Origin of the sequence: Granulicella sp. S190 (genome assembly GCF_009766095.1) — a bacterium.
In the GTDB taxonomy this organism is placed as follows: Bacteria; Acidobacteriota; Terriglobia; order Terriglobales; family Acidobacteriaceae; genus Edaphobacter.
This window is the reverse complement of the sequence record NZ_LMUD01000019.1, coordinates 132041-144734: the sequence shown is the minus strand read 5'-3', so window position 1 is coordinate 144734 and position 12694 is coordinate 132041. Positions and strand designations below refer to the sequence as shown.

Below are 12694 nucleotides of genomic sequence, written 5' to 3'. Positions count from 1 at the left end.
TAGCCATGGCCGATGTCCTACTCACTCACTCTTACCACCTCCCTTACGATCCAAAGCAGGTACGTAAGATGCAGCCGTATCCTCCTCTCGGCACGCTCTACGCAGCGTCGGCTCTGAAGTCTGAGAATATCTCTGTCGCTGTCTTCGACACAATGCTCGAGGAACCTATCACTGGCTTTACAACTGCTCTGAAGGAACACTGTCCGAAACTGGTGGTGATCTACGAGGACGATTTCAACTTCCTCTCCAAAATGTGTTTGACACGCATGCGTGAGCTTGCATGGGAGCTGACCGTTCTGGCCAGGCAAGCGGGAACCGTCGTCATCGCCCATGGCTCTGATGCAACGGATCAGGCGGAATCCTATCTCCATCATGGGATCGACTTTGTCCTGCTGGGCGAAGCAGAGAAGACGCTTGGCGAGCTATGCTCTGCGATTCTGTCGGGCCGTCAACACCTGGAGATCCCGGGCCTTCTCTATCTCGATGAAAAGGGACAGATTGCAAGGAGTGCCGGAAAGCCTCCAAAGAATTCGGCCTGGAACACGCTTCCGAGGCCTTCACGTGAGTTGATCGATCTTTCTCCCTATCGCCATGCTTGGCTTACGGCACACGGTTATTTTTCGACGAACGTCGTTGCCAGCCGCGGCTGCCCTTACGGATGCAACTGGTGTGCAAAGCCGATCTCCGGGAACAAGTTTCAGATTCGTCCCGCAAAGTCTGTCGCCATGGAGATTCACGAGTTGAAGGAAGTCTATGGAGTGGAGCATATCTGGTTCGGCGATGATGTCTTTGCTCTCAATCATCAATGGGTACAAAGCTTCGCTGATGAGATCGAAGCCATGAAGTGCGCCATCCCTTTCAAGATTCAATCTCGTGCCGACCTTATGACTGACGCCACGGTCGCAGGGCTCAAACGAGCAGGATGCGCAGAGATTTGGATGGGCGTCGAATCTGGCTCCCAAAAGATACTCGATGCGATGGACAAAGGGCTTCGCATCTCCGACATCACTACAGCGCGTGACCTCCTGGCTCAGAACAATATCCGCGCCTGCTTCTTCTTGCAGTTCGGATACCCCGGAGAGACTTGGGAAGAGATTCAGCAGACCATCGAGCTCGTTCGCGCCTTACGCCCAGATGATATCGGTATCTCTTTCTCTTATCCTCTCCCCGGCACGGTCTTCTTCGATCGCGTTCAGGAGCAGATTGGCTCTAAACGTAATTGGACCGATAGCGACGACCTGTGCTTGATGTTCTCCGCAGCCTATAGTGACGACTTCTACATGGCCTTACGGAAAGCCCTTCATGCTGAGGTCGATCACTGGAAAAATGAAGACGCCCTAAAAACCGAAGTCTATCTGGACACACTTTGGCAAAGAGTTTATGAACTCGAATCCATCACAAAAAACTCCAAAGCTACAATCCTATCCGCGATAACTGCGCAGCCAACAGACCGGCAGTTCGTTCCTCTTCAGGCCTTGACTCCAGCGACGAGGCAAATGTAGATGGCAGAACTCCTACTCACGCACGGATACTTCCTCTACGAGGATCCCAAAGAGGTTCAGATACTGAAGCCATACGCGCCGCTCGGGATCTTGTATCTCTGCTCTCATCTGCGTAATCAAGGATTTGACGTCGATGTATTCGACACTACTTTTTCGAAGCGAGAAGCTCTCTTCCACCATTTGCGTACCGAGATCCCATCCGTAATTGGCATCTATGCCAATCTTATGACACGCAGCAACGTCGTTGAGATCCTCAAAGTTGCTCGCGAAGCAGGTTGGAAGACTATCGTCGGCGGTCCTGAGCCAGGAGCATACGCACTGGAATATCTTCAAGCCGGCGCCAATTACGTCGTCTTTGGCGAAGGCGAGCTCACCATGCAGGATTTGCTCGCCGCCTTCCGCGCAAACGATGAGAGTGCCTGCACAAGCATAGCTGGACTCGCCTTTTTAGACGAAAAGGGAACGATGCACGAGACCGCGCACCGCAACCAGATTGCCGATCTCGACAGGCAGCCCTGGCCTGCACGTCATGCTATCGATGTTGCCCGTTATGTGAAAACCTGGCGTGATGCGCATGGAAAAGGGTCGGTAAACTTTATCACCGCACGCGGCTGCCCTTATAAGTGTCGCTGGTGCAGTCATCAGGTCTTCGGTCAAACTCACCGTCGTCGTGATCCAGTTCTGGTCGTCGATGAAGTCGAGTGGCTGCTCAAGACCTACTCCCCCGATATGGTCTGGGTCTCTGATGATGTATTCACCATCAATCACAAGTGGCTTCGCGACTATGCCGGTGAAATGCGCCGCCGCGGTCTACGCATTCCCTTTGAATGCATCTCGCGGGCCGACCGCCTCAATCCAGAGATGCTCGATCTGCTCGCGGAGCTCGGTTGTTTTCGCATTTGGATCGGCTCCGAGAGTGGCTCTCAACGCATTCTCGACTCTATGGACCGAGGAGTAAAGATCGAACAGGTTCAACAGGCCGTCACAATGAGTCGCGAACGAGGTATCGAGAGCGGCATGTTTCTCATGTGGGGTTATGAAGGAGAAGACCTCGAAGATATCGAAGCCACCATTAAGCACGTCAGCATCTCCAAACCCGATATCTTCTTCACCACCGTCTCCTATCCAATCAAAGGAACGCCCTACTACAACAAGATCGCCGACCGTCTTGTTCAGTTGAAACCATGGGGAGTCAGCTCCGATCGAGAGATCAAGATAAGGGGTCGGCACTCTCAAAAGTTCTACAGCTATGCCGACAAACTGCTTCGTGACGAAGTTCAACTCGCACGCCTGGCCGACACTCCAGACTTTGAATCCGAATTGGCAGCCAACCTGCGACATGAGATTGGGGTCGCCCGAAACGGCCTGCTCTCGACTCGGATGGAGGTCGAAGCATGACGCCGGCTGCCACCGCCCAGCCTCAAGCCATACTCGCCTTCAATCAACTGGCAGAGGGCTACGACGAGCTTTTTACCAAATCCTCTATCGGCCGCGCACAGCGAGATGCTGTCTGGAATGTGCTCACTAAGACATTTCACCCGGGAGATTACATTCTGGAATTGAACTGCGGCACAGGGGAAGATGCTCTTTTTCTGGCACGAAACAGTATTTCCATCCTTGCTTGTGATGCTTCAGAGCAGATGATTAGGGTTGCCAAGGAACGGCTTCGCATCGAGGCGCCCAATGCACCCGTGGAGTTCTTCCAACAGCCAACGGAACGCATTCGTGACCTTCACTTTGCAAAACAGTTCAATGGCGCATTCTCAAACTTTTCCGGCTTGAACTGCATAGCCGATCTCCGTCAGACAGCGGAAGATCTCGCCACACTCATCCCGCCAGGAGCTCCTCTCCTCGTATGTCTTTCAACCCGCTTCTGCGTCTCTGAGGTGATCTGGTTCCTTCTTCAGGGAAAACCACGCAAAGCGTTCCGCCGATGGTCGGGCCGCACCACGGCGAAGGTGGGTGAGTTCGTTGTCGAGGTCTACTATCCAACTATTGGTCAGCTAAGAAGTTCATTCTCTCCCACATTTTCTCTACGCTCCTTCACAGGCATCGGTATTGCCGTTCCTCCTTCTTACGTCGAGCCTTGGATGCGGAGATACCCAAAACTTTTAAGTGCACTAACCGCGATCGATAAAGTCCTCTCAACCCGCCGTGGGTTTCGCATATTAGGCGACCACATGCTCATCCGGTTCGAAAGGGTGAACGTATGATCGCGACCAGTCGCCATATAAGCGCTGCGCCTGCCATCGACAAGCTCGACGCGATTCCTCTTCAATGTCCACGCTGCCGAGGAAGAATCGGGCATCTTCCTCGTACAAGCGTCTCAGACACTGTTTTAGTCTGCTCAGACTGCTGCCTCAAACTTGCGAACGAAGATGGTGTCTGGAAGTCGCTTCTTCCAGAGCGTGCCGCTCATTTCTCGCAGTTTATTAAAGAATACGAGTTCATTCGCTCCGCAGAAGGTCGTGGCAGCGTTGAGGCAGAGTACTATCTGGCGCTTCCTCACCAGGATCTGTCAGGTCACAACAGCCAACAATGGACTATGCGTTCCAAGACGTTTCGTTACCTACAACGAAATATCATTCCAGCCATTCATGCCGGATCCAAAAGACCACTCCGCATTCTGGATCTCGGCGCGGGTAATGGATGGATGAGTTATCGACTCTCTCAGCTAGGTCATATGCCTGTAGCGGTGGACCTTATTACAAATCGGCAGGATGGACTCGGCGCTGCAACACACTACCGTAAGCAGCTTCCCATCCTCTTTGCATGCTTTCAGGCGGAGCTCGATCTACTTCCCTTCGCAGATGACGCCTTCGACCTCGTTATCTACAACGCTTCGTTTCATTATTCCGAGAACTATGAGAAGACATTGGCCGAAGCGTTACGTTGTACATGTGCCGGTGGCTCTGTTCTTATTGCGGACACTCCTTGGTACAGCAATGAGTCCAGTGGTCAACAGATGGTCGCAGAACGTCACGAAGCTTTTACGCAACGTTACGGGTTTCCCTCAGATGGACTGAACAGTCTCGAATTTCTCACAGATCAGCGCCTGCAGCGGATGGAGGCCTCCTTCGGAATCCACTGGCATAAGCACACGCCCAACTATGGGATCCGCTGGCTCATGCGGCCATTTCTCGCAAAGATGAAAGGCGCTCGCGAACCATCTCAATTCAAAATCTATACTGCCAAGGCCAGAAAATGATCCTTCTTCTTAATCCACGAGCGACTAGACCACGGAATAGACGTCTTCCTCTCGCAGTACTAGCAATCGCCGCAGTTCTTGAAGGACTTGAGGACTACGAGATCGTCGATGGGAACGTGGATGATAATTCAACTGCTACGATCTTGCAGTTGATTGAACAACACGAGGTGGAGCTGCTGGGCGTCTCCGTCATGCCGGGGCCGCAGATGGTTGCCGCAATGGAGACCTCACGTGAGGTTCGGCGTGTCCACCCTCATGTCAAGATCGTATGGGGCGGCTACTTTCCCTCTGTCTACCCAGACGCAGCACTCAACGCAAAGTACGTTGACTACATCGTCCGCGGCCAGGGAGAAGATACTTTTCTCGAACTGATCGATGCCATGCGTGGCCGCCGTACCTTTGACTCGATCCTGGGCCTCTCCTATAAAGACATGTTTGGTCTGCCAAGGAACAACGCGGAACGTCCGATGAAAGGTCCGGATGAGTTTCCCTGGTCGCCTTTTCACAAGCTTCCGGTCGAAAAATATCTTCGTCCTTCGTTCTTCGGCAAACGCACGGCAGTCCATCACGCCAGCATAGGCTGCCCTTTCAACTGTAGCTTCTGCGGAGTCCACGCTGCCTATGGCAATAAAGAACGCATGGAATCTCCAGAGCGAACCGCTGCAATCCTTTCGCACCTAGTCACCGAATATGGAGCCGACTCCGTTCAGTTCTACGATATGAACTTCTTTCTACGAGAGGATCATGCTCTCGAACTTGCGAAGCGCATTGAACACCTCAACCTTCGCTGGTGGTGCGAAGCTCGCGTCGATGTCATGTCCCGCTACTCCGACGAAACCTTTGCCGCCTTGAAACGCGCCGGTTGCACCATGATCTTCTTCGGTGCAGAATCAGGCTCCGACTGGGCTCTGAAGGAGATGAAGAAAGGAATCACGACAGAACAAACGGTCATCATCGCAGAGCGAACAAAGAAATTCGGCATCATTCCAGAGTTCTCTTTTGTCATCGGAAATCCTGGCGACCCCGAACGGGATACGCGGGAAACTTTGGCATTCATCCGCAAGCTGAAGAAGATCAATCCCGACTCCGAGATCATCATCTATCACTACACCCCGGTGCCTCAGCCCGACACGATGTACGGGGATATTGACGGTCAGATAGCATGGCCCTCTACACCGTCCGAATGGGCGTCGAAGCAGTGGATGGACTTCACATTACGCATCGACACAAGAGCTCCATGGCTAAAAAGAAAGACAAAAGATCTCATCGATAACTTTGAAGTCGTGATCGGTTCGCGATGGCCAACAGTCCAGGACACTCGCGCGCCCCGTTGGAGTCGCCTTCTTCTGAAAAGCCTGAGTGCATGGCGGTATGCACTTGGCGTCTATCGGTTCCCCGTCGAACTTCAATGGGCCAATGGTTTCATCAATCTCCGCAAACCAAAGCGGGAAAGCCTATGACAGCGACGGCGACTTCTTCTCCTGAAGTGTTCGACACGTGGTCACACGTTTATGATGAGCAGCCCAATCCGCTTCTCATGCTTGAGGAGCGCTTCCTCAGCGAGATGTTGCCGGATCTTAATGGTCTCCATGTACTGGATGCCGGCTGTGGAACCGGCCGATGGCTTAAGCTCCTTGCGTCGCGTCATCCAGCCAGCCTTCTCGGTGTAGATTCCTCGACGCAAATGTTGGATCATGCAGCAACGAAGACGGGATCGAATGCCACCTTGCGGCTCGGAACCTGCACAGCATTACCCGTTCAGGACGGCTCAATCGACCTGGTCGTGTCTTCTTTTGTCGTGAGCTATTTGGAGAATCTGCAGAACTTTGCTCAAGAGATAAACCGGGTGACCCGCCCCGGCGCTTCTGTTTTTTTAGCGGACATGCATCCCGAGACCGCTATTACCTGCAACTGGACTAGGTCTTTCAAATACAACGGCACGAAGGAAGAATTACAGACAAACACGTACCCGCTTCAAAAGATTGAAACCGTCTTCAAAAGTCACGGGTTCGAGCTAATCACTCGTATCGAACCGCATTTTGAAACAATCGAAAAAAAAATCTTTGAGGAGAATCAGAAGCTGGAACTATATAAGGCTTCGCATAAGTTACCTGCCATCTATATTCTTCAACTGCAAAAAAAATCTCTGGAAGAGAAGGTGTTGGATTCAAACAGGAGCAATCCAATATTGAATCTCACGGGCGCGAGATATGCTCTTGGGCCGAAAGCCGCAACCACAGCATCACTTCGAATAGAACGCGGACACATCCACTCCATCTCATCAAAACCCTCAACCGACGGAGATCCGCTTCCGCTCTCAACAACAGTCGTCCCTTTATCTGGCTGTCTACTTCTTCCCGGCCTGATCAATGCGCACGATCATCTCGAATTTGGTCTCTTCCCCAACCTAGGCGCTGGCCCCTATCTGAACTCAGCCGAGTGGGCAAAGGATATTCATCGTACTCACGCTGCGATCATCTCCTGCCATCGTAGAGTGCCGAAGTCGACAAGAGTATGGTGGGGGGCCATACGCAATTTACTCTGCGGCGTAACTACCGTCTGCCATCACAACCCGCTCTCTCGTGAGCTGCTCGCCCCCAACTTTCCCATTCGCGTACTCTCTCGATTTGGCTGGGCACACTCACTTACTATGGATCCGAATCTTCTCCACAACTTCGACCATACCCCCCCGAACCTTCCCTTCGTAATTCATGCGGCAGAGGGCGTCGATGCAGCAAGTGCCCAGGAGATCTTTGACTTAGATCGGATGCAGATTCTGAATGATCGGACAGTCTTGGTGCATGGTCTCGCACTGGACAAAAAAGCCGTATCGCTGCTGAATCAACGTCATTCTTCGCTTGTCATCTGCCCCACATCCAATCAATTCCTATTTCACCACGCGCTATCTTCCACCCTCATTAAGTCGATCAACGCCGTCGTACTCGGGAGTGATTCACCGCTCACCTCCTCCGGTGATCTGCTCAGCGAAATTGCCTTCTCCCATAATCAAATTGGCCTGGATGAAAGCTCTCTCTATGCCATGGTCACCTCACGGTCAGCCAGTGTTCTACGCCTCCGCAACGGGGAAGGATATCTTCGCCCACGCTCCGTGGCGGACCTCGTTGCTGTTCGCGATAAGGGTCTTTCTCCAGCGGCAACTGTTGCACAACTTACCTTTGACCAGATTGAGTTGGTCGTCCTCCGTGGGTGTGTCCAACTCGCCAGCGATACCATCCACGAATCTCTTCCTCAATCACTTCGATCCGGATTGGAACCGTTGATCATCGACGGTCATCGAAGATGGCTGCGTGCTTCAGTCGACGATCTCCTGGCTCAGGCGCGAAAAATTCTCGGAAAAGATCTTCGGCTTGGAGGAAAGAGGGTAGAGCATGCCAGTGCTGCATAAGGTTTCCTCGCCATCCTCCTCTGCTCCTCCTGAGCTACCTAAAATTACAACTATGCCCATCCTCATTCTGAATGCGCATAGCCAATGCAACTGCCGCTGCATTATGTGTGACATCTGGAAGCGTGAAAAAAGAGAACAGATCAACGTAGAAGATCTGGAGCATCATCGCGCTTCATTGCGAAAGCTCGGCGTGCGGCAGGTGGTTCTAACGGGTGGCGAACCATTGCTGCATAACGATCTTGCAGCACTCTGCCATTTTTTTCGCGATCAAGGAATTCGAACAACCCTCCTCACCACCGGTCTTCTTCTCTGGAAGCGCGCAGTGGACGTCGCAACTCTCTTTGACGATGTGATTGTTTCACTCGATGGACCAAAAGAGATTCACGATACAATTCGCCAGGTTAGCGGAGCCTTTGATCTTATTCATAAGGGAGTCGCTGCCGTCCGTGAGCATAATCCATCCCTACCCATCACTTGTCGAACTACCGTCCAGAAGGCCAACCATCGCCATCTCCGCGAAACAGTGGAGGCAGCAAAAACAATGAACCTAAACTCCATCTCCTTCCTGGCAGCCGACCTCACTTCGGAGGCCTTCAACCGCTCATTGGTTTGGCCCGTCGAAAGACAGAGTCAGATCGGACTAAACGATACGGAGGCGGTCGTCTTAGAAGCTGAGATAGAGCAACTCATTCTCGAATATGGAACAGACATTGAAAATAGGTTCATCGCAGAATCACCCGCGAAGCTCCGTACGATCTTGCGGCGCTTCCGCGAGCATCTCAGGCAAATCTCCCCGCAAGCTCCTGCCTGCAACGCTCCATGGGTCTCTGCCGTGGTTGAAATCGACGGTTCTGTTCGTCCGTGCTTCTTCCATAGTCCGATAGGAAACATCACTCACTCCCCTTTAGAAGAAGTAATCAACGGATTCATGGCCCAGGAGTTTCGGCAGTCTCTTAGGATGGAGAGCAATCCAATCTGCCAGCGATGTGTCTGTTCGCTGAACTATCGGCCAGAAAATATTCAGCTATCGCGTCTGACGACGGATTAGCGTCATTTACTTCGGGCCAGCGCCTCGACTACCAAAGGCTGTCTCTGATCTGCATCGCTCCACAGCATCGAAAATCTTCGATAAGACTCAACGCTATCCGGACGATCATGACTGGCCATAAAAACGCGCGCTAAAGAGATCTCTGCCATGGGATAAAGATCACCTTGGCGCATGGTAGCCTCCCCGCGTCTCGCCAGTACTGCCTGAAAATCATGCGATGCCGGCATCGTCTGCCCCAGTGCCGCATGAGCCATTCCGCGCAGATAAGCCGAGAGCAATGTCGGGTCATTCTGTCCGAAAGCCGTCAACCCAGGTAGAGCCTTCTCCGGTTCATTGATGCCAATCTCTGCAGCTGCTTCCAGCTCTGGAACGTAATACCGGGTCACCATCGTATTTCGAGGAAACTGCTGCTCGAGCGCAGCAGCAATCTTCACCGCGTAAGGTTGGTCTCCGCAGAGAGCGGCTGCCATCCCTGCATCGAAGCTCGCAACGGGCCCCTTCGACAGGTTCTTCCCATCTTCGACCATAGCGAGAGACACGCTGCAGCTCTCTGCCAATGCTTGATCGAGCGCAGCTTGCGCCAACAGCGACCCTTGCGTGCCTGAAAGCTCGGAATCGCCTTCAGCGTCAGCAGCTGCGGCCCGCCATGCTTCAACAGCTGCCTTCTTCCTGCCTGTGTTATCGAGATAGAGACCGTAGCTGTTCCACTCCGAGTAAGTTGTCCCCGTGCTCTCGTCAGTCGCAGCACCCGCAAGCATGCCCTGCAACCGCTCTCTTTGAACGGAGACAACGTCCTCTTGTCCATTCAGGTAGGCCGTCATCAACGTATCGTCATTCGCCGACGAACCTGTTTGCATCGATCGCGTTGTCAACTCCAGCGCGCTCCCGTAACGATCCATTTCAACCAAGTCGCGCTTCGCCTCGACATAACTTCCCGCATCGAAAGGATGTTCTTCATATCCCTGTTGCGCCGCAGCCAAAGCCTCCTGGCTACGTCCCTGCAATCGCAGAGCCAGCGCCAACCCCCTTCGCCCTTCTACATTGAGCGGATACTGCGCCGCGTACTCACGAATCGTCTTGGTAGCTTTCTCCAGATCCCCACTTGCGTTCATCTCAAAACAAAACTGCGCCAGCAGCTTTACCGAATCGCTAGCATGTGAGGCTGCATCGCGTGCGAGTCCAGCGGCTTGTGCGGAGGCTATCTCAGCCATCTCCTCGCGATCGAGCCATGCCAGCCGCATCTGTGCCTGCGCAAACTTTGGATCGAATCGAACAGCCTCCCGATAAGCTCTCAACGCATCCGCGATGCTGCCTTTCTGTTCTGCGACACTACCCTCGACGTAGGCATGCAACGCATCGACATTGCCAGATGCCTCACCCTCGAAGGAAACACTTCGCCGCAACTCTGCCTTTGTGTCTTCACTCACCTCTCTTCGCACAGCAAGTGCCAGCCGTCCGATCGCCGCCGGAATCTCTTCCCTGCTCGTGGCAACTTCATCGAAGCTTGCCACCTTGTCATTCGAGTCGGTCTGCAACACATCAACGCTGATCGTGTAGGGCGCCTCTGATCCAGTAATCTCGCCGAACAGATAGACTCTCGCGCCAACCTTCTGCGCGATGCTCTGCACAGGCACCGTCTCTACACTGTCGTTATCGCTGGAGTTCAACTGCCGCAGACCTGCTCGATACGCCTCACCGCCCAGAACATTTAAAGTCCTCGATTGATGCAGGGCGATCTCGAGCCCCTGCATCACCGTTCCATCCAGTGTCTTATCGCCCGTCTTGTTCTGAATGAGAGTAAGCAACAGACGATCCCTCGTTGTAAGTACCATCGGTCGAAAAATCCCTCTTCCAATCAACAGCGATGCTCCAACGGCAACGCCGACGATGACGATGACAGCAAATGCCATCCGTATCCGGATTCTTTTCGTCTGATCCGCAACCAGCTCTTCCAAGGAATCGTCATAAGACTCCGGCCACTGCGCAGCTAAGTCTCGCGAGCTATCCTCGAATCGCGCCCGGCCAAGACGAGAAGAATCAAGAACCGACTCACGGTGTAACTCCGGATCCGCTGCCAAAGCACCCGGATCGAAGCCCGCTGCAATCTCCTCCGCGGAAGAGTCGCCCTGCTCCACCACCCCATACACCTTACTCCGTTGCGGCTGAGCATACGTGCTCTCCATCTCTCTGAAGCGTGCCTGCACCGGATGCGTACCCTCCACCGGATGAGCCACCCTGTCTCCGTTGCTCGATTCTTTAGCCTCCAGCCATGCCAGCCTGCTACCTGGCGTATCTCCCTGCTCCTGCCCCGGCCTGCGTCTCGGTCCCTTATGCGGAGCCACAGGATCGTAAGCCCGAACCAATGGAACTGCCGACAAAGATCCCTTCTGTAACCATCCTCCGCGACCCAGCTTCCCACCCACCTTCATCAAGGCGTCTTGCAGTTCTTTGGTCGTCTGGAAACGGTCACTCCTGTCCTTCGCCATCAGCTTTAAAATGATCCGCTCCAACTCCCTAGGAATCGCTTCGTTCCATGTCCGCACCGGCTCCGGAGCTTGGCTGAAGAGCTGTACAAACATCATTGCGCTCGTTGTTCCCTCGAACGGCACGCGCCGCGTCGCCATCTCATACAGCACCACGCCCAGCGAGAACAAATCCGAGCGCATGTCCAGCGACTCGCCTCGCGCCTGCTCCGGCGACATATACGCCACCGTCCCCACCGTAGCCCCTGAAAGCGTCAGATCCAGCGTCCTCGACTCCCAACCTCCGCCCACCTCGAGTCCGATCTTTGCGAGGCCGAAGTCCAGCACCTTCGCCTGGCTCTTGCCGCTGGGCATCTTCACCAGGAAGATATTTGCCGGCTTGATATCCCTGTGCACGATCCCCTTGGCGCTCGCTGCGGCCAACGCCTCCGAGATCTCCAGCGCGTAACGAACGATCTCCTCCGGCGGAAGCGCGCCTCGTTCAATCCTCGAGCGCACCGTCTCGCCCTCAAGCAGTTCCATCACGAGGTAGGGCGTCCCATTCTGCTCGCCGATGTCGAAGACCGTGCAGATATTGGGGTGGTTCAACGCCGAGGCCGCGCGTGCCTCCTGCAGAAAACGCTCGCGCATCCCAGGCATCGTGTAGCTCTCGTGTAGCAGCTTCACCGCAACCTCGCGATGCAGCCGCTCATCCCATGCACGAAAGACGAGACCCATGCCCCCGCCGCCCAGTCTGCCCAGGATCTCGTACGGACCGAACCTCTGGCCAGCCTCTGGATTCATCGCTCTGGTATGCCTTCTATCCTTCTACTCTCAGTCATGAGGAGCGATGCGCAAGTTCATTCCACAATCTGTGCCACGGCCGTAAAGCTTGGCGCGACTTGATCATAGCCGCCGGCAATGACCCCCTGCAGCTCCATCTCAAAAGGGTTCCACACTCTATAACCCAGGTTGGCCGAGAATCTTCGATCATGCGTCGGTCCTGCATTCGACACTTCCATGCGAGCCATAACAGTATTCATTGCTTCCAACTCTGGCATACCCCAC

The 12694-nt window shown here is 53.9% G+C and carries 9 protein-coding genes; 7 read left to right on the top strand and 2 right to left on the bottom strand.

From position 1 onward, the window contains the following. Positions 1–5 precede the first annotated feature (5 nt). From GSQ94_RS12485 to GSQ94_RS12455, 7 genes are read left to right on the top strand one after another with little or no spacing between them, the layout of a single operon-like run. Positions 6–1502, top strand: a complete 1497-nt coding sequence (locus GSQ94_RS12485; protein WP_158944201.1) for a radical SAM protein — start codon at positions 6–8, stop codon at positions 1500–1502. Then, complete coding sequence (locus GSQ94_RS12480) at positions 1503–2900, top strand: B12-binding domain-containing radical SAM protein (RefSeq protein ID WP_158944200.1); 1398 nt, start codon at positions 1503–1505, stop codon at positions 2898–2900. It begins immediately after the preceding gene. Continuing rightward, entirely contained in the window at positions 2897–3715 is an 819-nt protein-coding gene (locus GSQ94_RS12475) for a class I SAM-dependent methyltransferase (protein ID WP_158944199.1), read from the top strand. The genes GSQ94_RS12480 and GSQ94_RS12475 overlap by 4 nt, the downstream gene beginning before the upstream one ends. Then, the gene (locus GSQ94_RS12470) at positions 3712–4710 is read left to right on the top strand and encodes a class I SAM-dependent methyltransferase (RefSeq protein WP_158944198.1); all 999 of its coding nucleotides are present in this window, start codon (positions 3712–3714) and stop codon (positions 4708–4710) included. The genes GSQ94_RS12475 and GSQ94_RS12470 overlap by 4 nt, the downstream gene beginning before the upstream one ends. Next, positions 4707–6170: a B12-binding domain-containing radical SAM protein gene (locus GSQ94_RS12465; protein ID WP_158944197.1), complete on the top strand. Its 1464-nt coding sequence runs from the start codon at positions 4707–4709 to the stop codon at positions 6168–6170. The genes GSQ94_RS12470 and GSQ94_RS12465 overlap by 4 nt, the downstream gene beginning before the upstream one ends. Beyond that, on the top strand, positions 6167–8116 hold the full coding sequence (locus GSQ94_RS12460; RefSeq protein ID WP_158944196.1) for a methyltransferase domain-containing protein: 1950 nt from the start codon (positions 6167–6169) through the stop codon (positions 8114–8116). The genes GSQ94_RS12465 and GSQ94_RS12460 overlap by 4 nt, the downstream gene beginning before the upstream one ends. Continuing rightward, positions 8100–9164 (top strand): radical SAM protein, encoded by a 1065-nt coding sequence (locus GSQ94_RS12455; RefSeq protein WP_158944195.1) that lies wholly within the window; start codon positions 8100–8102, stop codon positions 9162–9164. Before GSQ94_RS12460 ends, GSQ94_RS12455 begins: the two co-directional genes overlap by 17 nt. Before the next feature lie 2 nt (positions 9165–9166). On the opposite strand, the gene GSQ94_RS12450 is transcribed toward GSQ94_RS12455, so the two are convergent. Beyond that, complete coding sequence (locus tag GSQ94_RS12450; protein WP_158944194.1) at positions 9167–12430, bottom strand: protein kinase; 3264 nt, start codon at positions 12428–12430, stop codon at positions 9167–9169. A 56-nt stretch (positions 12431–12486) separates the two neighbouring features. Next, positions 12487–12687, bottom strand: a complete 201-nt coding sequence (locus GSQ94_RS20980) for a hypothetical protein (RefSeq protein WP_174240929.1) — start codon at positions 12685–12687, stop codon at positions 12487–12489. Between the last annotated feature and the right edge of the window lie 7 nt (positions 12688–12694).

Coding starts and splice junctions, on each gene's coding strand:
- GSQ94_RS20980 (WP_174240929.1), bottom strand. CDS start 12,687: ATGCCAGAGTTGGAAGCAATGAATACTGTTATGGCTCGCATGGAAGTG.
- GSQ94_RS12485 (WP_158944201.1), top strand. CDS start 6: ATGGCCGATGTCCTACTCACTCACTCTTACCACCTCCCTTACGATCCA.
- GSQ94_RS12450 (WP_158944194.1), bottom strand. CDS start 12,430: ATGAATCCAGAGGCTGGCCAGAGGTTCGGTCCGTACGAGATCCTGGGC.
- GSQ94_RS12475 (WP_158944199.1), top strand. CDS start 2,897: ATGACGCCGGCTGCCACCGCCCAGCCTCAAGCCATACTCGCCTTCAAT.
- GSQ94_RS12465 (WP_158944197.1), top strand. CDS start 4,707: ATGATCCTTCTTCTTAATCCACGAGCGACTAGACCACGGAATAGACGT.
- GSQ94_RS12470 (WP_158944198.1), top strand. CDS start 3,712: ATGATCGCGACCAGTCGCCATATAAGCGCTGCGCCTGCCATCGACAAG.
- GSQ94_RS12460 (WP_158944196.1), top strand. CDS start 6,167: ATGACAGCGACGGCGACTTCTTCTCCTGAAGTGTTCGACACGTGGTCA.
- GSQ94_RS12455 (WP_158944195.1), top strand. CDS start 8,100: ATGCCAGTGCTGCATAAGGTTTCCTCGCCATCCTCCTCTGCTCCTCCT.
- GSQ94_RS12480 (WP_158944200.1), top strand. CDS start 1,503: ATGGCAGAACTCCTACTCACGCACGGATACTTCCTCTACGAGGATCCC.